17 protein-coding genes and 1 tRNA gene are annotated in these 23403 nt (G+C 47.6%); 10 read left to right on the top strand and 8 right to left on the bottom strand.

Annotated elements, in window-relative coordinates:
• Positions 1-405 precede the first annotated feature (405 nt).
• A complete protein-coding gene (locus tag B4E62_RS03015; RefSeq protein WP_331351019.1) occupies positions 406-2517 on the top strand; it encodes a TonB-dependent siderophore receptor in 2112 nt (703 codons plus the stop codon).
• 16 nt (positions 2518-2533) lie between these two features.
• Positions 2534-3823 (top strand): PepSY-associated TM helix domain-containing protein, encoded by a 1290-nt coding sequence (locus B4E62_RS03010; protein ID WP_331351018.1) that lies wholly within the window; start codon positions 2534-2536, stop codon positions 3821-3823.
• Between the two features lie 64 nt (positions 3824-3887).
• Here the strand turns inward: B4E62_RS03010 and B4E62_RS03005 are convergent, their stop codons facing one another.
• Genes B4E62_RS03005 through B4E62_RS02980 form a run of 6 tightly spaced genes read right to left on the bottom strand, consistent with a single transcriptional unit; the run spans position 3888 to position 10250 of the window.
• On the bottom strand, positions 3888-5066 hold the full coding sequence (locus B4E62_RS03005; RefSeq protein ID WP_331351017.1) for an aromatic ring-hydroxylating dioxygenase subunit alpha: 1179 nt from the start codon (positions 5064-5066) through the stop codon (positions 3888-3890).
• 11 nt (positions 5067-5077) lie between these two features.
• The gene (locus B4E62_RS03000; RefSeq protein WP_331351016.1) at positions 5078-5212 is read right to left on the bottom strand and encodes a hypothetical protein; all 135 of its coding nucleotides are present in this window, start codon (positions 5210-5212) and stop codon (positions 5078-5080) included.
• Entirely contained in the window at positions 5206-7056 is a 1851-nt protein-coding gene (locus tag B4E62_RS02995; protein WP_331351015.1) for an IucA/IucC family siderophore biosynthesis protein, read from the bottom strand. Before B4E62_RS02995 ends, B4E62_RS03000 begins: the two co-directional genes overlap by 7 nt.
• Complete coding sequence (locus tag B4E62_RS02990) at positions 7043-7621, bottom strand: GNAT family N-acetyltransferase (protein ID WP_331351014.1); 579 nt, start codon at positions 7619-7621, stop codon at positions 7043-7045. Before B4E62_RS02990 ends, B4E62_RS02995 begins: the two co-directional genes overlap by 14 nt.
• Positions 7618-8892, bottom strand: coding sequence for an MFS transporter (locus B4E62_RS02985; RefSeq protein WP_331351013.1), 1275 nt, complete (start codon positions 8890-8892; stop codon positions 7618-7620). Before B4E62_RS02985 ends, B4E62_RS02990 begins: the two co-directional genes overlap by 4 nt.
• Entirely contained in the window at positions 8889-10250 is a 1362-nt protein-coding gene (locus B4E62_RS02980; protein WP_331351012.1) for a lysine N(6)-hydroxylase/L-ornithine N(5)-oxygenase family protein, read from the bottom strand. Before B4E62_RS02980 ends, B4E62_RS02985 begins: the two co-directional genes overlap by 4 nt.
• Positions 10251-10647: 397 nt before the next feature.
• Between B4E62_RS02980 and B4E62_RS02975 the strand changes: the two genes are divergently transcribed.
• The 3 genes from B4E62_RS02975 to B4E62_RS02965 all read left to right on the top strand — a co-directional run bounded on the left by B4E62_RS02975 (position 10648) and on the right by B4E62_RS02965 (position 13344).
• Positions 10648-11130: a nuclear transport factor 2 family protein gene (locus B4E62_RS02975; RefSeq protein ID WP_331351011.1), complete on the top strand. Its 483-nt coding sequence runs from the start codon at positions 10648-10650 to the stop codon at positions 11128-11130.
• Between the two features lie 44 nt (positions 11131-11174).
• Positions 11175-11591: a PH domain-containing protein gene (locus tag B4E62_RS02970; protein ID WP_331351010.1), complete on the top strand. Its 417-nt coding sequence runs from the start codon at positions 11175-11177 to the stop codon at positions 11589-11591.
• Positions 11592-11721: 130 nt separating this feature from the next.
• Positions 11722-13344 carry a DUF4157 domain-containing protein gene (locus B4E62_RS02965; protein ID WP_331351009.1) on the top strand — a complete coding sequence of 541 codons (1623 nt, stop codon included), beginning with the start codon at positions 11722-11724 and terminating at the stop codon, positions 13342-13344.
• Between the two features lie 624 nt (positions 13345-13968).
• On the opposite strand, the gene B4E62_RS02960 is transcribed toward B4E62_RS02965, so the two are convergent.
• Positions 13969-14286 (bottom strand): hypothetical protein, encoded by a 318-nt coding sequence (locus tag B4E62_RS02960; RefSeq protein ID WP_331351008.1) that lies wholly within the window; start codon positions 14284-14286, stop codon positions 13969-13971.
• Between the two features lie 562 nt (positions 14287-14848).
• Here B4E62_RS02960 and B4E62_RS02955 point away from each other — a divergent pair.
• Both B4E62_RS02955 and B4E62_RS02950 read left to right on the top strand, forming a co-directional pair.
• Positions 14849-15964, top strand: coding sequence for a DNA cytosine methyltransferase (locus B4E62_RS02955; protein WP_331351007.1), 1116 nt, complete (start codon positions 14849-14851; stop codon positions 15962-15964).
• A 1-nt stretch (position 15965) separates the two neighbouring features.
• Complete coding sequence (locus B4E62_RS02950) at positions 15966-16928, top strand: HNH endonuclease signature motif containing protein (RefSeq protein ID WP_331351006.1); 963 nt, start codon at positions 15966-15968, stop codon at positions 16926-16928.
• A gap of 310 nt (positions 16929-17238) precedes the next feature.
• On the opposite strand, the gene B4E62_RS02945 is transcribed toward B4E62_RS02950, so the two are convergent.
• Positions 17239-17323, bottom strand: a tRNA-Leu gene (locus B4E62_RS02945).
• Positions 17324-17486: 163 nt separating this feature from the next.
• Here B4E62_RS02945 and rnr point away from each other — a divergent pair.
• The 3 genes from rnr (at position 17487) to B4E62_RS02930 (ending at position 23391) form a co-directional block, all read left to right on the top strand.
• Positions 17487-20414: a ribonuclease R gene (rnr, locus tag B4E62_RS02940; RefSeq protein WP_331351005.1), complete on the top strand. Its 2928-nt coding sequence runs from the start codon at positions 17487-17489 to the stop codon at positions 20412-20414.
• Positions 20415-20565: 151 nt separating this feature from the next.
• On the top strand, positions 20566-21315 hold the full coding sequence (rlmB, locus tag B4E62_RS02935) for a 23S rRNA (guanosine(2251)-2'-O)-methyltransferase RlmB (protein WP_331351004.1): 750 nt from the start codon (positions 20566-20568) through the stop codon (positions 21313-21315).
• Between the two features lie 435 nt (positions 21316-21750).
• The gene (locus B4E62_RS02930; RefSeq protein ID WP_331351003.1) at positions 21751-23391 is read left to right on the top strand and encodes a glycosyl hydrolase family 18 protein; all 1641 of its coding nucleotides are present in this window, start codon (positions 21751-21753) and stop codon (positions 23389-23391) included.
• Positions 23392-23403 lie beyond the last annotated feature (12 nt).

Below are 23403 nucleotides of genomic sequence, written 5' to 3'. Positions count from 1 at the left end.
AATACGATTACAATATTTATCGGATTTATATGTAATCGGTTACTTATGCGGTCAAAAAAACGCGGCAAACACCGCGGCTGACCTGTTGCAGATACTAATTAAGAGGGCGATTTACTCTACTCATCCGCGTAAAAACGCATAGATGACTAGTTATTAGGGGCGGGCGATTCAAGAAATGTGAACTGGGGTGACATCCGTGTTGGCGAACCTAAGACTGACTCTTTGTCCCCGCGGCTCTCCCAAGACTCCATGCGCAGACAACGGGAAGCATGTTTTATGATTATGTTGATAATGATTGTGATATTGATTCTCATTTGCTGATGATTTAGTATTGCGTTTATATCAACATTTCACATGTTTTTCCGGGGCGATTCAGCCTGAAACAAGCGTTATTTAGGAGTGGTTATGCGTAAGTTATCTCGCAGCGCTTTAGCGTTGTCTGTTGCGGGTGTTATTTGGGGAGCTGGTGCCATAGCGCAAACCAACCAGCAATCGGGAGCATCTAACCAGCCTTACGGCGACGCCAGCAAAGGCGAGATTGAAACTACCTATGTTTACGGCGAGGCCGATAAAACCAAAACCGCAACCAAACTGAACCTGACTGTGCTGGAAACCCCACAGGTGGTGTCGGTAATTTCCCGCGACCAGATCGATGACTTTTCCCTGCGCGAGGTGAATTCGCTCTTGGCCTATGTTCCCGGTGTCACCGTTGAGCAAGTAGAGACCGGTCGCACTTATTACACGGCGCGCGGCTTTGACATCGTTAACTTTCAAACCGATGGCATGGGTGTTCCCTTCTCTTACGGCCTGACACAGGGTCACGAAGACACGGCCATTTACGAACAAGTTGAAGTGGTAAAAGGCGCGACTGGCTTGATCACCGGCCTCGCCAATCCCTCCGCGACTATTAACTATTTGCGCAAACGCCCCACTGTCGAAACGCAAGCGTCGCTGGTTGGCTCAGCCGGTAGCTGGAACCAATATCGCTTGGATGGCGATATCTCTGGGCCGATTATTGCTGACAAGCTCAATGGGCGATTGGTGATGGCCAAGCAAGATGGGGATTCCTATCTGGATCGCTACGGCAAAGAATTGACTGTGTTCTATGGCATCGTCAGTGGCGCAATCACCGATAGCACGCGTTTCACCCTGGGCCATAGCATCAACGACAGCCACAGCGATGGCAATTCATCCGGCGCCTTGCCGCTGTTTTACAGCGATGGCTCCCTGACCGATTACGATGTATCCACTAATACCGCCCCGGACTGGGCCTATCAGGATGTTGAGCAAACCCGCAGCTTCGCTGAGCTGGAACAGGGCTTGGGCGCGAACTGGACGGCGAAAGCGGTTTTCACGCGCAACGATCTGGATAGCGAGTGGACATCACTTTATCTGGCGGGCGCACCTGATCCTGTGACTGAAGCGGGATTACTGGCGCACGCCAGCCTCTATCAGGCCGCAGACGAAGAAGAAATCGTCGATCTGTTTGTCAGCGGGTCTTTTTCATTCCTGGGGCAAGAGCACGAGTTGGTGGCCGGTATTAATCTGGCGGATATCACCCTGACCGGGCGCTCCATTTACACCGATGAATGGAATTACAACCCTGTGGGTGCAGCCTGGGCTGAGGGCAAAACGGCGTTGCCGGAATTTGATGTTTACGATGCTGCATCCCAGTCCACCTACATAGATCAGACGCAAGATTCCTACTATGTATCGACTCGCCTGAACCTCACCGATGCGCTTTCCGTTCTGTTGGGTGCCCGCACAGTGGATATCGAACAAGACGGTATTAGTTACGGTGCTCCGCAGGCGGCGTCCGACGACGAGACTGTGCCATATGCCGGTATTACCTACGAAATTCTTCAGGGCACTATGCTTTACGCCAGCTACAGCGAAGTGTTCAATCCCCAGACTTGGGTTGATGCCGACTTGGCGCTCTTGGGCGCAGTGCGCGGAGAGAGTTCTGAAATCGGTGTTAAGCAAGAAGTTTTTGCCGGTAACGCTGTCCTCACTTTGGCAATGTTTGAATCCAGACAGGAAAACTTTGGCGAATGGGTAACCCGCGATACCACATCCGGTTTAAATATCTATCGCGGTGTCGGGTTTGACAGTGACGGATTTGAAGTGGAGCTGGCCGGTGAAGTGTTAGCTGGTTTGAATATCAGCACTGGTTACACCCACGTCAATGTCCAGGACGATAACGGCAAAGATACCCGCCGCTTTATTCCGACTCATCAGTTTAAGTTGGCGACGGCTTACAATGTGGCGGCAATTTCAGGCTTGCGTGTGGGCGCAGGGGTGAACTGGCAGAATGAGCTCTATTACGGCGATACCCAGGTGCAGGGCGATCTCGCCCTCGTGGATCTTTTTGCCCGCTATGCCGTCACAACAAACCTGACTTTAGCGCTGAATGTGAATAACGCGGGCGATGAAAAATACCTGTTGAGTCCACAGTGGGGGCAGGCCAACTACGGCGCGCCACGCAATGTAATGGGTTCTATTACCTGGCGCTATTAATTAAAGAGACAAATCTATGCGCACTTTCTTTACCTTGCTTCACCGTTATTTCGGGCTCGCGATTGCCGGATTTCTGGTTATTACCGGGTTGACCGGTGCCATTATTTCCTGGGATCACGAGCTGGATGATTGGCTGAATCCGCACTTGCTGGATGCCACCACGGTTGGCAGCCCGCAGAGTGCGACAGATTTGGCCGAACAGGTGGAGCGGCAATATCCCCAAGTACAGGTAACCTACTACGAGTTATCGGTTGAGCCCGGGCACGCCTATTACTATTGGGTGGAACCCAGGGTTAACCCGGAAACCGCAGAGCTATATGAGCCAGGTTTTAACCAGGTATATGTCGATCCGGTGTCGGGCGAGATATTGGGTAAAAGGGAGTGGGGCGCGGTTTGGCCGATCACCACCGAAAACTTCGTCTCCTTTCTCTACAAATTGCATTTTAGCTTGCACATTCCCGAGTTTATGGGCACTGATCACTGGGGTATTTGGTTGCTCGGTGTGGTTGCCCTGACCTGGACCATCGATTGTTTTATCGGGTTTTACCTGACTTTACCCAGACGCAAACGCAGCGCTCAAGTGGCATCACCCGTCATTGGCGATAGCAGCGGCAGCTATTGGCAACGCTGGAAACCGGCGTGGAAGATTCGCTGGAGCGGCGGCCCAACCAAATTGAATTTCGACCTGCATCGCGCTTTCGGCCTCTGGACCTGGGTGCTGTTGTTTGTCATCGCCTTCACGGGTTTCTCCCTGAATCTGTATCGGGAAGTATTTTTCCCGGTGATGTCGATGGTGTCCGATGTGACCCCAACCCCTTTTGATCAACGTACTCCATCAGATCACGACAACCCTATCGAACCGGGTTACGGCTTCACTCAGGCTATCGCCTTGGGGCAACAAGCGGGAGCAGACAAGGGGTGGTCCCAACCAGTAAACAGTGTCTGGTACTCACGCGAATTTGGCATATACCGGATTGAGTTTTTTTCTGCAGCAGAGGGGCATGGTGCTGGTGGTGTCGGGCATAAAGCCGTATTTTTGGATGCAAAAAGTGGCGAGCTGCTCGGTGACTTTACCCCTTGGAAAGGGACTGCGGCTGACCTGTTTGTACAAGCTCAATTCCCGTTGCACTCAGGTCGTATTCTCGGGTTGCCCGGGCGCATCCTGATTTCAATAATGGGCTTGGTTATTGCGATGCTGAGTATCACAGGAGTGATTATCTGGCATAAAAGATACAAAGCGCGTAATGCACGGAAAGTTGGTCAGGAAGTAGCTGCTGAATTACCTGGCGGAGTTCAGCGTTCTTAAATTAAAAAAGCAGTTTGAGCTCATCTCGATTGGGCTCATTCTGCTAGCTTTTTCATCGCACATGTCATTTCATCAACGATCTATACCATCCGTGAAAGTGGCGAATACCATCTTCCATGGGAGTTTGATAAGGCCCCACTTCATTCACGCCGAGTCGATATAACGCCCGTCGTCCGGCTTCGACACGTTCAGCAATTTCGTCGTCTTCAAGAGCCGTTTCCATGTAGGCTTTGCGGTGGGATTCAGCGAGGTCCGGATATTGTTCCAGTAATTTTTCTGGATAATAAAACTCCACAACATTCAACGTGCTGTGCACAGATTTCGGATAGAGCGTGGATAACACCAGTGCGTAAGGGAAAACTTCAATCATGTGTGTGGGGTAATAGGTTGCCCAGATCGCGCCAAACTCAGGTGTTAATCCCTGATTGTAGGAGAGTAAGTCGGTGTGCCAGGCCTCATAGGTTTTTGTGCCTGCACGGTTCAGGTTGGGCGAGACACCAATCCGCTGCATGCTAAACCAGTCACCGTAATCCCATTTCAAACCTTTGCTATTAACGTAGCGGCTCAGCCCCGGGTGAAATGCGGCGATGTGATAATCATCGTTATAAATTTCAAGAAACGTTTTCCAGTTGTAGGCGCACGAATGCGGCTCCACATGTCCCAACACATAATCACTGAAGTCGAATTCCGGCATGGCAAACAGAGTTGCCATATCTGCAGCAGGGTTGCGTTTCCCCTCGAACAATAAGCCGGACACATTGCTTAATGGAAACCGTTGCAGATTTGCGCAAGGCGGTTGTTTTGCGAATTTCGGTGCGTTTAATAGCTTCCCGGTTTGATCGTAGCTCCAGGCGTGTATGGGGCAAAAAATACGGTTGCCTGTCGATTCCAATTTACCCCGGCGAATATTGTCAGGGTCTGGTGTACCGCCCAACATAATGGCCTGCCGGTGCCGGCAAACATTGGAAATAAGTTCGACCCCATTTTCATTCCTGATAAGTACGCGCGAGTTTTCTTCGTGCGGCAGGGCATGCCAATCACCGATGTTGGGTACCATGGCTTCATGCCCTACATAAATTGATGCGCTGGAAAATATTTTTTCTTGCTCCTGGCGGAATATTTCTTCTGAACAGTAGGCTTCAATGGGCAGCGCCAACTGCTCTTCGGGAACGAGCCATATATCGTTGTAACTGGCGGAGTATCGATCCACATTATCCAACAACTTGTACATTGACCTGCCCATTGTTTGCCCCTCTAATCAATAAAATAATGTGGCCTGTAGCGCGTAATCCATACGGATGATTCAGTATCGACACCTACCGCGCATTCAGGAATCAGTTGATTGGCTTCATCCTTCGTGCGCGACAGCAAAGTCACAAATCTCAGCATGCAGCTTCTTTTTGGCGATAAACGGTTTGTTTTTCATCCGCAAATTGCGCAACCGGATTACTGAGTGGTTCGGCCATAATCAAGCTGGAAGCAGGGTCGGCGAGATTGATCATTTGCAAATTATTTTTAAGCTGCAAACGGTTCAGGCAAGAATGCATAAATGTCGGTGCAAAAAAATCATAGCGCTGGAATTTATGTGTTAACTCCGGATGCTGCGCCTGATAAGTTTGTGCGCATCGCGCCACTAGCCGCCAATACTGCTCTTCTTCAATGGTTCCGCTTTCTTCCAGAATGTGTGACATAAAACGGAATACGCCATCGAATACATCGATAAAAATACCCAGCAGTTTGTAATCTTCCGGTACGTCCACCACCATCCGCGCAGCGTCTTCAGGAACTTTGGCATCCTTGTTCAAAATGACACATTCTTCCGCCAGATCTTTCATAAACACCCGTTTTGGGGTGTAGCCATCGAGCACCACAATCAGATTTTCGCAGTGCGGCATAAACACTAAATCGTGCGCATAAAAACAATGCAAAAGCGGTTGTAAGAAAGCATCAAAATATTGTGTCAACCAGGCCTCTGGCGATAAACCAGAACGCTCTATCAATTCTGCGATCAGCGCCCTACCGTCATAATCCACGTGCAAAAGAGCCGTCATGGTCATCAACCGCTCCTCGTCTTTCAGCAATGGAATGGGGCTCTCACGCCAGAGCCCGGAAAACATTTTTTTGTAGGGACTGTCTTTGGTGAGCGCGGTTTCGTAGTAATAATTTCTGAAACCAATTGATGCGATTTCGCGCAGAATGGAGAAGCCAAGACGGTTCAGGGTTTTATCGTTAGCAATAATATCCTGCAAAACCGTGTTAATAGCGGGCGTTCCTTTCATGTAGTACGGAGAAAGGCCGCGCATAAATCCCATATTTAAAATGGAGAGCGAAGTTTTGACATAACTCTTTTCAGTATTCGATTTATTGAAATAGGTTCTGATGGATTGCTGGGCTGCATAACTATCGGTACTGATTCCCAATGGAACAATTTTTCTGTTTGCCACATAAGCAGCAAACGCAATACTTAACTTGGTATACCACTGCCAGGGATGCGCCGGCATAAAATAATAGTCATCGCTGTTTAAACCCATAGTGACAAGTTTGTTAATGTACTTATCAAATAGCTCCGCACCGATTTCGCGCTTGATAAAGCTGTAATATTCAAGCTCTTTCACGCAGGCAAATTCAGCGTGGCCCCGGTGTACCGCCAGCCAGATAATATTGAAATCACTGCCTGTTTCCGGTGCGTAAGCTTGATAATCATAGGCATCAAACCCTATCCGTCCGTTATTGGCGACGAAGCCTGGGTGTCCTTCCGTCATGGACGATTCGAATGTTTGGTAATCCGCATCAACCAACTCGCTACAGGGAATATCGGAATTTCGCATTTTGTATGCAGCGCCGTATAAGGTGCTGCTGATTTCATCGAGGTAAATAGGCAATTTTTCTTCGGCTATCCCCAGCGTTTTTTTAAAATCATTAATCAACACCAATGCATCCAAATTAACCGGCTCGCCGGCGACCACTCGTTTGATAGATTCTTTCGCTATCCGCCAGTGACGCAGATACATTTTCTTCGCATTGAAAAAATAACTGCAATTGGGTTCGTCTGCTTGAATTTGATAAACCGCCCATCCACCATCCATACGTTCAATCAATTTGGGGGTGAAGATTTGCTCGTGGCTGAATTCACTTAGCGCTTTGCAAACCAGGTGGCGATTAGCCAGTGCCCAGGACTCTGGAGACAGGTGCGCTACGGCGGATTCTGGTTGTTGATAATTAAATTGATTCACTGGTATTTACCCTCTGTAGTGAGTTTATAAAGTTTTCTTTTGAACAAAATCCGAGGCTGGCTTGTTTTTTTTCCAGCTGGACAGTGCCGTCATAATGGAAACCGACAAATGCGTTTAACTTATGCACCTTGTCATTTCTCACATCCGGTTCCACTACCACACGTCTGGCATTTTTTTTGAAAAACAAAAAGGCCATAATGTGGCGCAGCACATCGCGGGTGAACCCGGGAATAGGATTTTCAGCTGGGCCAACCATAAAGTGCATGCCAATATCGCCCGGCTCCACCGGATAATGTTGGCCAACCTCATCCAATTCCGGCCAATAACATTCCATTAAGAAAGCAGGGCGGTTTTTATAAAATCCGAGATAAACTTCCATGTGGTTTCCTTTTTGTATCTCGGCATAGATGTGCCGGGTTTCTTCCAGGGAGGCGTTCTGCATATTCCAGAACGCGGCATAATCCATCAGAAACCAGGAGTGAACCGTTTCGATATCTTTTTCCACATCCAATAAGCGAATATCTATCCAGGGGTTCAGGCCAAATTCTTCAACGTAATTATTCATCCTTCCTCCAGGGCAAACTTTTTTTGTTGATGTGGTTGATGCGCCGCCAGTCCGCGTTGATGATGCCTGTCAACGCCAAATACACTTCGGTCGATAATGGCAGTGAAAATAAATCCAGCGGCAGCCAGCGCGAATGACATAGGCACACCGATCCAACTGACGATATACCCTGCCGCGAATGAGGCGAGGAGCACGCCGAAATTCTGGAAAAAATTGGTAACGGCAAAATCGCGGTCATAAAAAGCGGGCTGACTAATACGAAATAGCGTGACTTCCAACTTGACGACAACTTGAAACAGGCTCCACCCATAAAGACAGCGGCCAATAAGTACAAACAAGGGCGATGAGGATGCTTGCAACAGTAAACCGGTTGCACCGATCAGCAGGTTCACCGCGGTATGATCCAGATTGCGAAATTTATTTTTCAAAAATGATTTGTTGATGATCAGGCCGATAATGGCCACCATGCCCGGTATCGCAAAAACAATTCCGGTAACAGTCTGGTTGCCGGAAGTGTAAATCGACTCCCAATAGACAGAAAAGAATGGCCGCACCAGATAGGCACTCATATCGAACAGCAACATCAGGCCGCTGAGTTTCGCCAGTGCAATCCATGCACCGGGAGGGCGTTTCAATGGTTCATTTTTTTCCGTTTGCGTGTTGGTTTTATTTATTTCGGGGTTGCCATCATTTGCTCTGGTTTTCTCTTCGCTTGTTCTGGCTTTGCTAACGGAAAAAATCAGAAAAAAGCAAATGCCCATCTGCACAAAATCTCCTGCCGACATCAAGTACATACTTGCTTCGGGGCCAAGATGTTCCAATACAGAGCCGCCCACAGAAGCCCCAAAAATTGCACCGACATGGACAACTACAGCCACCATGCCAATTACCAGTCCGTGATTTTCAGGTTTTTCTGCGCGCATCAAGTAGGGGAAAAGCAACAGATAACTTGCTTTCATAATGAACATCAGCATGGTCAGTACCCAATACACCTGTACTGTCGGTGCATGTGCGCTGGCAATAGCCAGTGATCCCGCTAAAAATTGCGTTATCCATAGCAGGTGTAGCGTTTCAATTCGGCGCGTGAGTTTTGCCCAAAAAGGTAAGGCGCACATGACGGCAATCGAAATAGCCGCTATGTAAGCCCCCACATGCACCGGGCTGGTCAGCCCGTAACGCAGTTCAAAAAATTGCGGATAAAACGCGATGAGAATAGAGTCGCTGATAACGCCGCACGCAGACATTATCAGGATGGCAATGCGTAGAGTCATCGTGGCACTCCACTACCTATAGCTTCCCAACCGGATTCATTTCCGGGAACAAAACTCTGGAATGCGAAGCGGCGCTCGACGGAATAAATATCCCGTCCGGTAATTTCCCGGAGTATGCGGCTATTGCGATAACAAGACATTCCCAGATCCTGATTGATCAAACCGTGGCTTTCAAAACCTGCGTTCTGGATAAAAATTTCCCGTCCATGAATATCTACCGCCCAGTTTTCTTTCTGCAGATATTTGCCCTGTTCATCGCGTTCGATGCGGTCAAAAACACCTTCCATAAACGCGGGGACTTCGTACTTGTGTCCGCTTGATAGAACCAGTCCATCGGTATGCGTTTGATACTGTTCGCCGGTCTGGGTATGAGCGAACTGCAGCAAGAATCCGTTTGCGCGGTTATTTACGCTCTTATCTACACTGATATCTGGCTCAACCTTGATCAGGTCCATGCACGACAGTAATTGGACTTGTGGCAAATTACTGTGTCGGCTCATGTCCAGAAAATCGTAAATTTCATCGAGTAGCGATTGATTTGCACCGCAGTAAACACTTTTTTGTTCTTCAATAATTTTTTGTTTTGTAGATTTATCCAGCGCATGAAAATAAGTACCGTAATCGCCGCACAAAATTTCCAGCGTCAGCTTTGCTGTTTCCATTTGGAAAAATCTTGGCGCACGCGTCACCCAATCAAGCTGATAACCAAAATGTTCGCTGTCTTTCAGCAAGTCATAAAATATTTCTGCACCGCTCTGTCCTCCGCCGACAACCGTTATTTTTTTCTGTTTCTGTAACTGCGGTTTGTTCTTCAGATAGTGTGATGAATGTAATTCAAATCCACGGTGAATAGCGCCAAGGCAATCGGGAATGCGCGGTTTCATACCAACACCAACAACCAATTTTTTTGTCAGGAAACTAAAAGGTTTTTTATATTTGGTTTCAATTCCCGTTACCCGATAGACGCGCTGTTCAGGTTCATAAACCACTTGTTCGACATGGTGGTTAAAACGGATATTGTCCAGCCGGGAAACTGCCCATCGACAGTACCGGTTGAATTCCTGCCGCTCCAAATAAAAATTTTCACGCACATAGAAATTAAACAGGCTGCCCTGTTGCTTTCGGTAATTTAAATAACTGAACGGGCTGGTAGGATCTGCCATGGAAACCAGATCGGCGAGAAAGGGGCTTTGCAAGGTAACGCCACCGATCAGCATGCCTGGATGCCAGTTAAATTCCTCTTCTTTATCCAAAAAAACGCAACGCAAATCAGTAACGGCTGATGACAGGCATGCAAGGCCTAAATTAAACGGCCCAACACCCACAGCAACAAAATCATAAATGGCATCGTTGTACATTTGTTGTCCCTTGCTGGATGGCTATAAATAACAATTTAATGCAGATGTTTATGAGAATTATTCGTATTTGAGGAGGTTATAGGTAAGAAAATCGATATGCGAGAGATTTAGGCGACACAGCATTATTAGTGGCACTTAAAATTTCGGAGTTCGTGAAGGTTCTTTATCGATTTAAGTTGAAGGAGTAGGGCGGGTGGGGTGTGGGCTGTACAAGGTTCGCGTGAAACTCTTGATATCGCTCGTTTAAAGACCCCGTAAAAAAACAAGCGTATCGGTGTATGAAGTTGGTTTCTTCGCTGCGATCTACATGTTTGTGAATCCAGTTGATTGGTTGCTGTGTCTAAGCAGGGTATTTCACTGAAATACGCTCCAATCCTTTTCAACCTGAGGCATAACTATGGAAAAGTTGTTGTTAATCTTCACTCTGCTATTTGTTACCAATACGTCATTTGCAAGCGATACCCAATCTGCGCCGGAAGGAAGTTCTCCGTCTTCACAAACCGAGCTCTACAATGAAATTCTCAGAATGGACACGCTTTTTTTCGATGCGTTTAACCGGCGCGATTTGAAAATTACATCGAGTTTATTTGCTAAAGACCTCGAGTTTTATCACGATAAAGGCGGCTTTTCCGATTACCAGAAAAATCTGGAAAATTCCAAATCCATGTTTGCTAATAATAAAACCCTGCAGCGTGAATTGATTCGTGAGAGCTTGCAGGTTTATCCCATTAAAGATTACGGGGCATTACAAATCGGGGAGCATAGATTTTGCAGCCTTAACAATGGCAAGCAGGATTGCGCGATTTTCAAATTTACGCATATATGGCGGAAAGTAGGTGAAGGTTGGCAGTTGGCGCGTGTGATAAGTTATGATCATTAGATATTGATTCTATTTATTGTTTTAGTGGGCACGGAGGGGAGTAGATGGTTCAGGTATATAAATCAAAAATCGATACATGGTTGGTCGTTGTTCTGGCCGCAGCGATTATTTTATGCACCGTTCCGTTTTTATTGTCGCTCATATCGGGAAATAGTGACGAGCTGTTGCCCACCTTGCCCGCGTTTGTTATCGGCGCAGGCATTCCGCTTTGGCTTATGACAACTACCTGTTATACATTGACTGATTCGGCTCTGCTGGTGAAAAGCGGGCCATTCAAGTGGCAGATACCCATTCAAGAAATTAATGGCATTACGCCCACTCGCAACCCATTTTCTAGCCCGGCACTGTCGCTAGATCGGCTTCGAATTGATTATGGCCGAGGTCAATCCATCATGATTTCACCCAAGCAAAAAAGTGAATTTCTACAGCATTTGGCAGCGCGCCGTGCACAAATAGGTTAATGCGGCGGTTCAGCAGGAGTTGCAGTGCCTTGAAATATGCTGCTATTTTCATCCAAAGCGCTGTGGGAAACCTATTTTCAAATGTGCATCATCAATTTTGCATAAACATATTTACAAAAAAGGTATTCCCATGAAAGCGCATGTACCGGCATCAGCAGATAAGGCAAATCAATCCAATATTGGCGAGCCTCAGTTGACGTCATTATTGGATTCCTCTTTTGAGGATGCACGTTCGGACGCAGTGGTTCAACAGAAATTGCAGTCAGTTTTAAATGCAAGTCCTCGTATAAAACAAATGCAAGCAGCAAAAGCTGTAATGGACAATAGTGCACGGGTGAACGCACACCAACAGGCCGCAGCTATGATGGCGTCCAAGCCTACGCAGCGTGTAGGCCTCACAGAGCAACAACCTGATACGAAAAATCCTCCACAACTTAATGCTGATCAGGCCTCCGTGCCTAACCGCACTGGCTTGCCAGATAATTTAAAAAGCGGAATCGAAAACCTCTCAGGCATGAGCATGGATCACGTTAAGGTGCATTACAACTCATCGCAACCAGCTCAATTAAATGCCCATGCTTTTGCACAGGGTAGTGATATCCATGTGGCCCCAGGTCAGGAACAACATTTGCCGCATGAGGCATGGCATGTCGTCCAGCAGGCGCAGGGTAGGGTAAAACCTACTATGCAAATGAAAGAGGGTGTGCAGGTTAATGATGATGAGGGTTTGGAGCATGAGGCAGACGTTATGGGGGCTAAGGCACTCTCAACACACGCACGAACCTTGCAGGCAAAATCTATCGACACCGCGTCGCATGCGAATAGTGTTGTGCAACATTATTTCACCGCGAAAGGCGATAAGGCGAAAAAACTTCGCCAATGGGTGAGTGCAACTAAAAAACAATTGGAAGCCGAAGGGGAAGATTTACTGCTGAAGTTTTTTACTGACCAGGCGAAATCTGATGTTGAGGTTGAATGGGATAACGTTCGCGAAACCTACGCTGAAACCAAATTAAAATTGAGGCTAAAGCTGGATGATGAAACAGATACGCCACTTACGCTGATGGATGAACAATACCCAACCGAAAAATTAGCAGGCGCTAAATCGGCAACCGGGTATAACAGATTGGCGGCCTGGGATATAGCAGATAGAGGGGCACTGGATCCGGCTACCCATACAGAATTGGCACACGTATCAAAAAAAGGCGATTGGATGACGAAACGTATAGATACAACCTACGGCTCCAGCAAAGGTGAGCTTGGGCAGGGGTTTTATACGGTCACAGGTCATGAGGACGGTGCGGCCGAAGGTATTCGAAATGAGTTCGGAGAGAAAGGTAAAGAACCTCGTGACGTCTTGAAATTTCGTATTGCCAATGTGGAGCTGATCGAAATGGTTAACGGAGACGAGCAGCTGGGCGCTTTTTTAATTTATATATTGCAGCATTCTTCAGGGTATCCCAGAGGGGTAGATGAAGATGCTTCAATCAGCGCGATAAATAAAATGGGGAAGGTGCTGATTTTTCCTGATTATAAGACCGAGGTGGATATAGATGAGGAAGGAACGAAGTATAGTTATGAAACTTTCAGGGAAGCTAATGGTGCACCTGGAACCCATGCTTTAATTATTGGGCCACAAGCGCGTGAAAGCTTGAAAGGTATTCGGCAAATTTGTGCCCGTGGTTATCTGGGAGACAAAATCATTAATGAAGCCCCTCGCTCTGAAAAACGGTTAGGGCCAAGGCCGGGTTAGATTTCTGGCAGTTATGAGCGGGAGTGTACCTGTTCAAATGCTGCCGTCAACGCCGTTAAAATTGCTCCAGAGCCTGATGGAGGTGCACAACAATCCTGTCAACAAAATGCGCGATACTAATAGTCGCTTTCTTCGGTAATTTTATTCTGCACTGAACTTCATCAAACACCGCCGCCAACTTTATTCGACACAGCTTACTAATGACCGTAAGCACTCCGCTATCGGATGAATAAATTTCAAGATGAAATTGTTGGAAAAAGATGCATTGGGATTGGTCGAGTTTGATGGCGTAGGAAATGATGCAGTGCGAGTGAGCTAATACTGTTACCGGACGATCGATGTGCCGAGTCTTGTAAGATATATCTCACACGAAATATGTCCTTCGCCCACTGGTCGCTCGACCCAACAATTACTTAAACTAGCTAGCCATTAGAGGTTGAACTTGCTTGTATGTTTGTACAAACGTCATCGAAAGATAATTCTCTGGGAGGAGATATGGGATTCTTAGTGGTAGTGATAATGTTATTGGTGCTCTGGCAGCTAGCTTCTGCTGCTTCTGACAAGTAAAGCGTTATTCCCTCTCATATCAACTAAAGGCGGCCAAAAAAGCCGCCTTTAATTTTTCTACATCCGCATCTGTTGTTTAAGATGCAAATCAATCCTGTCAATCACATGCGCAATAGAATTAATCGCCTTCGGCGGTAGTTTTATCTTGTCCCTAACTTCATCAAACACTACCTCCAACAAACACGCCTGGCACCACAACTGGTAAACCGCATCGGCATCTGTTTTATTCGGCACAGGCTTTTTCATCACCGTAAGCACTTTGCCTTCGGGCGAATGAATTTCAAGACGTGATTGTTGAAAAAACGCGTATTGGGATTGATCGAGTTTGATGGAACAGGAATTGGGGAAAGCGGGGGAAGAGGTTGCATTATCCATAATAAAAATCTCAGGGTTAGATTTGCCAAATGCCTCATGAGGTTGCAATTCATGGAGGCGGACTGAGCGAGGTTGCAACCACCGGCTCTAACCACACCGGCCCGCCCGAAGGCGGCCTCACCCAGCCGCCATAACAACAGGCAAAGCTGTGCGAGGACACTAAGACTCACGTCTCGTGCCGGTTAGAAGCGCGGGGGTTGCAATCCCGGCTGCGGGTTTTACCGCAGCGGGGGCAGGTTAGGGGATGAGGGTGGGGTTGTCAACGCAAGCCAGAATACGACTTAAGCATTGATGGTAAAGGGCATATGTCGAATAAATAATAGATTGATGGGTTAATTGTAATCCCCCAAAAGGAGGTTGGCTAAATGGTGTCATTAGGGTACAAAGGGCGACTCAACTTAGGCTAAATTCATTAATACATCCGGTAAAAATTCAATCTAATGTGGCTGGTAAAATCTAATGTGGCTGGTAAGTAGTTGCTCAGGGGAATTTAATCACTGTATTATTATACAGTGCCTTCGTAATCTCCCCTGCCAAGTTTATTCAAATTAAAGTGATATAGATGAAACGTAAATATAAGTTGATAGATCTGTTTTGCGGTGCTGGTGGAATGACGCTTGGGTTTGTTGATAAGCGCTATTGTGGGCATTTTCAAAGCATATTTGCGATCGATAACGATTTGGCTGCTACCCAGACTTATAATAGTAATTTTGGGCGCAATGAACATTGTGTTCAGGCAAATATTGAGGATTGGCTCGACAACGGTGAAGTTCCGTCTGCAGACGTAGTTATTGGTGGGCCACCATGTCAAGGTTTTAGCTTGTTGAATAAGAATCGGAGTGGCGATGCTAGAAGAGCATTGTGGGAGCCATATCTTGAGATAGTTAAGCTCTCTGGCGCCTCTGTATTTATCATGGAAAATGTGCCGGGATTATTAAAGAGTCCAGAGTTTCTTGATATTTGTGCAAAAGCTTATGAGTTAGGTTACGAAATTTTGGCCTCTGCAATATTGAATACGGCAGATTATGGGGTTCCGCAGACTAGAAAGAGAACGATTGCAATTGGAATTAAACGATCAGACTTCGCTTTAACTGCTCTGCCATCATTTCCTCCCGATCCTACATATTGTGCTCCGGGTAAGGCCTCGAATCTACCGGCATGGAAGACTGTGAAGGAGTTTATTGGCGATTTACCCAGTAAGCCTCAAGGTACAGATATTCGTGTTAGTGAAGGGGCTCCTCTAAATTTACACTTTGGGCGCAAACCAACCCCTATGAGTTTGGAACGATATAAGGCCGTTCCAATTGGTGGAAATCGTTTTGATTTGCAACGAAACAGGCCTGATATTACTCCCCAGTGTTGGATCAATAAAACATCAGGTGGGACGGATCTGTTTGGGCGTTTGTGGTGGAATCGTCCGTCTGTGACTATACGAACTGAGTTTTTTAAGCCTGAAAAAGGTCGGTATTTACACCCGAAGGCTAACCGGCCAATTACTCATAGAGAAGCGGCAAGATTGATGTCATTCCCTGATGATTTTTCATTTGTCGGTAGCAAAATAGAAATAGCTCGCCAAATTGGTAATGCTGTCCCTCCTATATTTGCTGGCGTCATAGCTAACTATGTCCATTCTCTTTTAGAGTGTCGAGTTAGTTCAAAAAAAATAAAGGTGGCATAAATTGGCAAGACGATCTAGGCGGAAAAACCCTGAAGCCCTACGCTCAGAGCTGGTAAAGTTATTAAATGATTTTGAAAGTAAATTGAGAGAGGAAAATTTACGTGATCAGGTAAAGGCTCTTGTGCCTGCTAATCATGTGCTTAGGGATCTTGGTAGTTCTTTGGTAGATGAAGAGGGAGTTAATTCTGCGCGGGATAGAATTCTAGCTTATTTCAAAAAATATCCACTGGTTCTTCTTCATGGCGATGAATTGATGGTTGTTGCTGGCATAAGTGAATATGCTCGTAGGATTCGTGAGCTTAGAGTTGAATTTGGGTGGGCAATTCTGAGTGGTTCCACTCTTAGAGATGTGGATGTTGATTTAACATCTGAACAAGTTGAAGAGGCAAAGACTGATACCTACTATCTTGCCTCTATAGAGCAAGATAGGGATTCTGCTCTACGTTGGAATATAGCGAACACTATCCGAAAAGATGCGAGTTCTGTTAAGGATAAAATATTACGTTATCTCCGTGAGAATGTTGGCAAAAAGGTTACTGGTGAAGAGCTAATTTATCTTGCGAATGGAAAGTCTGAATGGGCTAGGCGTATTCGTGAGTTGAGGACTGAAGAGGGATGGCCCGTTATGACTCGGGCCTCTGGTAGGCCTGATTTGGATGTTGGTGTTTATATGTTAGAGGAGGATAGGCAGGCCGAAGTTCATGATCGAAGAATTCCTGACCCGGTGAGAATTGAAGTGCTTGAGCGGGATTCTTTTTCTTGCAAATTTTGCGGATGGAATATCGCAAATCGAAATCATGCTGATCGAATTAGAAATTTATTGGAATTACATCATATTGATCATCATGCTGATGGCGGTAAAAATATAGTAAGCAATCTGATCACTTTATGTAATGTCTGCCATGATGATGTTCATCGTGGAAAATGCACACCACAGCAGCTTTTTGCACTAATAAAATCTTAAGAGAGTTGTTTGAGCAGCAATCTCAAGCGCATTTTATAGTTGTAGCAAACGTTTACAATATGTAAAAATTTGTATGGCAAGGGATTGTGCTTGAACGGTTCTCTTCTCCTACAAATTTGGTGTTTATATCTGGGTAAAATTCCATTCAAAGAAGAGTTGAAATTACTGTGGGGTTTATTCAATCATTTGTATATTTCAGTACGCGCTTTAATTTGTATGCTTTGCATTGCCACCCAATCTACGGTGAAATATATAAATAGGCCCAAAACAAAAAGCCCCGTCACTTGCGTAACGGGGCTTTTTTCATGTTTGGTGCCCAGAAGAGGACTTGAACCTCCACGACTTGCGTCACCAACACCTGAAGCTGGCGTGTCTACCAATTTCACCATCTGGGCGTACTCAGCCTTGGCTGAGGTCGCGCACTATAAATATCGGCCTTATGGCTGTCAACAGGGTTTTCGGTTTTATTTGTAGGTTTGTCATGATTGCTGCCCTATAATCCTTTCATGACCTTCAGGAACGTTCAAAAACCGCCAAAATTGACCACAGGATGCCCAATTGACTAAACGTAAAACCCCGCCCCGCGATGCTTTCGCCGCGCGCGAAGCCGAAAAATACGAAAACCCCATTCCCAGCCGCGAGTATATCCTCGACCTTCTCGATAGCGCCGATCAGCCCGTTACCCATGAACAAATGTGCGTCATGCTCAAGCTCACTGGTGAAGACCAGATTGAAGCCTTGCGCCGCCGTTTGATTGCCATGGCGCGCGATGGCCAGTTGATCAGCAACCGCCGCGATGCCTATGTGCGCCTTGATAAGATCGATGTGGTGCGCGGCCGTGTGCAGGGGCATCGCGATGGTTACGGGTTTGTGATTCGCGCCGATGGTGGCGAAGACATCTACCTGCATAACCGCCAGATGCGCAAAGTGTTTGATGGCGATGAGGTGATTGTCCGGCTTTCGGGTGAGCAGTATCGAGGTAAGGAGGAGGGCGCGATTGTTGATGTGCTGATCCGTAATACCACGCAATTGGCCGGGCGCTTTTTCAATGAAGAGGGTGTGCAGTTTGTGCGCCCGGAAAATCCGCGTATTACCCATGACATCATGATTCCCTTTGGCGCCTACGGTGGTGCCAAACACGGGCAAATTGTGGTTGCGGAAATTACCCAGCAGCCGGATAAAAACCGCTTGCCAACTGGCCGTGTGATTCAAGTGTTGGGCGACCATATGGCGCCGGGCATGGAAATCGAATTGGCGATCCAGGCCCATGGTATTCCAAGCGAATGGCCGAGTGCTGCGCTTGCCGAAGCGGCGCTGTTATCTCATGAGGTTTTGGAGAAAGATAAGTTACATCGCGTTGATGTGCGTCATTTACCTTTTGTCACTATTGATGGCGAAGACGCGCGCGATTTTGATGATGCGGTCTTGTGTGAGCGTCGCAAAGGCGGCTGGCGTTTGTATGTGGCGATTGCGGATGTATCCCATTATGTTCCGGTAGAAAGTGCGCTGGATATAGAAGCGCGCGCGCGCGGCAACTCGGTGTATTTCCCCGATTATGTTGTGCCCATGTTGCCCGAGGCAATTTCAAACGGTTTGTGTTCATTGAACCCCCATGTTGATCGTTTGTGCATGGTGTGTGAAATGACAATCAGCGATTCAGGTCGCATCACCGGCTATCAGTTTTATGAAGGCGTGATGCATTCCCATGCGCGCCTGACCTACACCAAAGTGGGAGAGATCCTCACTGGTGAGGGCGATACACGCGTTGCTTTGCATGAAGAATACAAAGCGGTTGTTCCGCAGCTCGAACTCTTGCATAAACTTTATCAATGCCTGCGTATTGCGCGCGATGAACGCGGTGCAATTGATTTTGATACCGTTGAAACACGCATCCAATTTAATGAAGAGCGCAAAATCGAACGTATTGTTCCGATCAAACGTAACGACGCGCATAAATTAATTGAAGAGTGCATGCTGTGCGCGAATGTGTGTGCCGCGCAATTTATTGAAAAACATAATTTGATTGGTTTGTTCCGCGTGCATGAAGGCCCGACGGAAACCAAGCTCGCCAATTTGCGCGCGTACTTATCCGAATTAGGTTTGGGCTTGGCCGGTGGCGATAAGCCTACACCGGGCGATTACCAACAATTGCTGCAAATGATTCAGGATCGCAGCGATGGCCATTTAATCCAGACAGTGATGTTGCGCAGTTTGCGCCAGGCGATGTATCAGGTGGAAAACCACGGCCACTTCGGTTTGGGTTATGAGGCTTATACCCACTTCACTTCGCCGATTCGTCGCTATCCGGATTTGTTGGTACATCGCGCAATTCGCTCGGTAGTGCGCGGCACTGAACCGACTACCCATGTGCGCCGTGTTGACACAGCCAAAGCAATTCCCAAGAAATTTATTTACCCCTATACCGCGAGCGATATGGTGGTATTTGGTGAGCAGTGTTCACGCACCGAACGCCGCGCCGATGAAGCGACCCGCGATGTGGTCAGCTGGCTGAAATGTGAATACCTGCGCGATCAAGTGGGCGCTGTTTATGCGGGTCACGTGAGTGCGGTTACCAGTTTCGGTCTGTTTGTTGAATTGAATGATTTGTATGTAGAAGGTTTAATCCATATCACTTCACTGCCGCACGATTATTATCGATTCGAACCTGCGCAACACCGGTTAGTGGGTGAACGTACGCGCAAAGTATTTGGTCTTGGTGATGAATTGGTTGTACGTGTTGTGCGTGTGGATCTGGATAACCGCAAAATTGATTTTGAACTCGAATCAGCGGATGCAGTTCGTCGTCCTAAATCGGCCGTTAAACCCAAGGTTGCCAAACGCGGTGCATCTCAATCACCCGATAAGAAAAAGACAGAAGGTAAAAAAGCTGGCGGCGGAAAACATTTTGCAGCTCCCGTTGTAACCACGTCTGGTGGTGTAACTGGAGACAGTAAAAAATCGTCATCAGGTATTGTTGTTAAAAAAGCCTCGAGTGAAAAACCGGCAACTAAACAATCGTCCGCAAAAACGACAGATGCTAAATCCGCTGCAAAAGTAAAAACGGACAAAACTACAAAGCCAGCAGTTAAAACTAATGCCGGTGGCAAAAAGACCAGCGCAGCGCAACCGGCAGCAAAAGCACCGGTAGTAAAAGCGCCAGTCGTAAAAACCGTTGTTGCTAAAAAGATTGTGGTGAAAAAAGTGGCGGATGCTACTGCAGCACCCGCGAAAAAAGAGCCGGCGCCAGCGAAGAAAGTGATAGCGACCAAAGCGCCTGCTGCGAAAAAAGTATCAGCACAGAAACCTGCAAGTGCAAAATCCAAAGGTGAGGTTGATCATGGCCGTAAAAATGCGAAAACTGCAAGCAAGGCAGCGCCAACAACAGTTCAATCGCCTGCGCCAAAGGCAACAAAAGGCAAGGCTGTCACTGGGGCTGCGAAGACAACTGCTAAAAAACCGGTGGCTAAGACTAAGGCAAAGGATTGATCGCTGGTTACAAAGTGAAAACTTTGTACTCGACGAAAGACTGAACCGTGAAATTTATGTTGTGAAAGATCGCATCTTGCGCGAGCGTGAAACGCGGCTCTCTGAGCGTTAAGCTTGCGCAAGTGTTAATACTAAAAGTTAGGTATGTGTTTTGAAACGTGAACATATTTTTGGCCTGCACTCGGTGCAGGCATTATTAAAAAGTGCACCGCAACGTGTGATTGAAATTTACATGGTGCAGGGTCGCAATGACCAACGCTTGCAAAAAATTGTCAACGCGGCGCAAAGCAATGGCATTCACTGCCAGGTAGTCAACCGTAATAAACTCGACGAGTTGGTGGGCGATGAAAACCATCAGGGTGTAGTGGCGATTTGCACGCCCGGTGAAACCTACGACGAAGCTTATCTCTTCAAGCTGATTGAAAACCTTAACGAGCCGGCCTTTTTATTGATCCTCGATGGCGTCACCGATCCGCACAACCTCGGCGCATGCATGCGTTCTGCCGAAGCGGCGGGTGTGCATGCAGTGATCGCACCCAAGGATAAATCAGTCGGCATTACGCCCATAGTACGCAAAGTTGCCTGCGGCGCTGCCGAAGTGCTGCCCTTTATTCCTGTGACTAATTTGGCGCGCACGCTGAAGAATTTACAGGAAAAAGGTATTTGGTTATTCGGTGCGGCGGGTGAAGCGGAGCAGTCGGTATACGAATGCAATCTCACTGGGCCGATTGGAATTTTGATGGGCGCTGAAGGCGATGGCCTGCGGCGTCTGACGCAGGATACGTGCGATCATTTGATGAATATTCCGATGGCGGGCACCGTGAGTAGTTTGAATGTATCAGTCGCAACGGGTGTCTGTCTGTTTGAGGCGGTGCGTCAGCGCCGTGTTCCGACTAACTAAACCAGCCACTCAATAAGCCGTTATTTCCCAATCATCTATCCCCCATTCTTTTTCGCGGTTACGCAAAATTTTTATTCTAATGAAATAAAAACTTTGCGTAATTGTCATCTTTTGGTCATATCCCTGATTGCCATCGCCTGAAACGGGTGATATATATGGCAACGTTGTCATGCGGAAAAATAAATGAAAGCCGCGCCAGAAATTATTCGTCAGGATTCACGGCCTGAGAGAAATTTCAGAGGGAGCTCACCAACCGTTTAAACAGGATGGGTGTGTGTCCAAAAGTACGGACGGGCGTTGCGCCTTGCAGCGTCGAGTACTTGATCCCCGGAACCGCCAAAAAATCTCGTTGCATTGCATCAACAAAAAAGAAATTTTCGCAATTTCTTTACGGCATTCTTTTGTCTAAAAAAATACAAATACAGTGAGGGGTCTATGAAACGTTCAGTCATTGCACTTGCCGCCTTGGGCGCGAGTTTTTTATCAACCAGCGCGTTTGCAGTAAGTTGTGCTGGTTTTCCGGTGTGGAACAGCCCCGCTGCTTACGGTGGCGGCACCCAGGTACAAGAAGCAGGAAAGGGTTACAAAGCCAATTGGTGGTCGCAGGGCCACAGCCCGGCCAGCTACTCTGGCCAGTGGCAAGAGTGGACACTGCTGGGTGCTTGTGATGGCGCTGTGTCATCTTCCCCCAGAAGTTCTGTTGCGCCGTCTTCATCTGCGCCGAGTAGCGTTGCACCCAGTTCAAAATCCTCCAGTTCAATTGCTCCTTCCAGCTCATCAATTTCGGGTGGCAATTGTTCATCGCCACAATATGCTGCTGGTACCGCGTATGCGGCGGGTCAGTTAGTGCAGAACGCGGGGAGTGAGTATCGTTGTACCATTGCCGGTTGGTGCGGTTCAACTGCCGGTTGGGCGTATGCCCCGGGTACCGGCGCGCACTGGCAACAGGCGTGGGAGTTGGTGAAATCCTGCGGTGCCGCATCAAGCAGTGTGCTTAGCAGTGTTGCGCCCAGCTCAAAATCATCCTCTTCGGTTGCGCCTTCCTCAACCTCTTCCGCAAGTAGCACAAGCAGCCGTTCATCATCCAGCGTCAGCGGCAATAACCGCGTACCGGGCGATGCAGCAGCGCTGCCAAAACATGCGTTGGTAGGCTACTGGCATAACTTTGACAACGGCAGCGGTGTGATTCGTTTGGCCGATGTCGATGCATCCTGGGATGTGATTGTGATCGCCTTCGTGGATGATGCCGGTAATGGTTCGGTGGATTTCCGTCTGGATCCTGCCTTGAACAAAGCGCAATTTATTGCTGATGTTGCTGCAAAACGCGCGCAAGGTAAAAACATCGTGCTGTCATACGGCGGTGAAAAAGGCACTGTGACTTTGAACAACTCCACCAATCTCGCCAACTTCGTTAACAGCACCGCGGCGATTATCAATGAGTACGGTTTTGATGGTGTGGATATCGACCTGGAAAGTGGTGCGGGTGTGATGCACGGCGCGCCGGTTATCAGCAACATGGTGTCGGCGATCAAACAACTCAACGCCATGTATCCCGATCTGTATGTCTCCATGGCGCCTGAGCATCCCTATGTACAAGGTGGTTATGTAGCCTACACCGGGATCTGGGGCGCTTATTTGCCGATGATCGACCAATTGCGCAACGAGCTGGATTTGTTACACGTGCAGTTGTACAACAACGGCGGCTTGGCAACACCTTATGCGGCGCAAGCTTATCAAGCGGGCACAGTGGATATGATGGTGGCATCTGCGCGTATGCTGATTGAAGGCTTCCCATTGGCCAACGGTACTGCCGGTAACTTCAAGGGCTTGCGTCCTGATCAAGTCGCGCTTGGCTTACCGTCTGGCCCACGCGCTGCCGGTTCGGGCCAAGCGACTACCGCTGATATCAATAAAGCAGTGGATTGTTTGGTGAAACGCACCAATTGCGGTAGCAATACTCCACTGGCTGCCTATGCTGACTTCCGTGGTGTAATGACTTGGTCGATCAACTGGGATGTAAAAGATGGCCGTATCTTCTCAGTGCCTGTTGGTAATCATTTGAAAGCGTTGCCTTAGTAATTCCCTCGT

It is taken from the genome of Cellvibrio sp. UBA7671 (assembly GCA_002483145.1).
GTDB lineage: Bacteria > Pseudomonadota > Gammaproteobacteria > Pseudomonadales > Cellvibrionaceae > Cellvibrio > Cellvibrio fibrivorans.
The sequence above is the reverse complement of the archived record's forward strand: the minus strand, read 5'-3'. Positions and strand labels throughout refer to the sequence as shown.

Excerpts from the sequence above, each read along its gene's own strand:
- B4E62_RS02985 (WP_331351013.1), bottom strand. The coding sequence starts at position 8,892 with ATGACTCTACGCATTGCCATCCTGATAATGTCTGCGTGCGGCGTTATC.
- B4E62_RS02970 (WP_331351010.1), top strand. The coding sequence starts at position 11,175 with ATGGTTCAGGTATATAAATCAAAAATCGATACATGGTTGGTCGTTGTT.
- B4E62_RS02960 (WP_331351008.1), bottom strand. The coding sequence starts at position 14,286 with ATGGATAATGCAACCTCTTCCCCCGCTTTCCCCAATTCCTGTTCCATC.
- B4E62_RS02980 (WP_331351012.1), bottom strand. The coding sequence starts at position 10,250 with ATGTACAACGATGCCATTTATGATTTTGTTGCTGTGGGTGTTGGGCCG.
- B4E62_RS03015 (WP_331351019.1), top strand. The coding sequence starts at position 406 with ATGCGTAAGTTATCTCGCAGCGCTTTAGCGTTGTCTGTTGCGGGTGTT.
- B4E62_RS02955 (WP_331351007.1), top strand. The coding sequence starts at position 14,849 with ATGAAACGTAAATATAAGTTGATAGATCTGTTTTGCGGTGCTGGTGGA.
- B4E62_RS03010 (WP_331351018.1), top strand. The coding sequence starts at position 2,534 with ATGCGCACTTTCTTTACCTTGCTTCACCGTTATTTCGGGCTCGCGATT.
- B4E62_RS02965 (WP_331351009.1), top strand. The coding sequence starts at position 11,722 with ATGAAAGCGCATGTACCGGCATCAGCAGATAAGGCAAATCAATCCAAT.
- B4E62_RS03000 (WP_331351016.1), bottom strand. The coding sequence starts at position 5,212 with ATGCTGAGATTTGTGACTTTGCTGTCGCGCACGAAGGATGAAGCCAAT.
- B4E62_RS03005 (WP_331351017.1), bottom strand. The coding sequence starts at position 5,066 with ATGGGCAGGTCAATGTACAAGTTGTTGGATAATGTGGATCGATACTCC.
- B4E62_RS02975 (WP_331351011.1), top strand. The coding sequence starts at position 10,648 with ATGGAAAAGTTGTTGTTAATCTTCACTCTGCTATTTGTTACCAATACG.
- B4E62_RS02930 (WP_331351003.1), top strand. The coding sequence starts at position 21,751 with ATGAAACGTTCAGTCATTGCACTTGCCGCCTTGGGCGCGAGTTTTTTA.
- B4E62_RS02990 (WP_331351014.1), bottom strand. The coding sequence starts at position 7,621 with ATGAATAATTACGTTGAAGAATTTGGCCTGAACCCCTGGATAGATATT.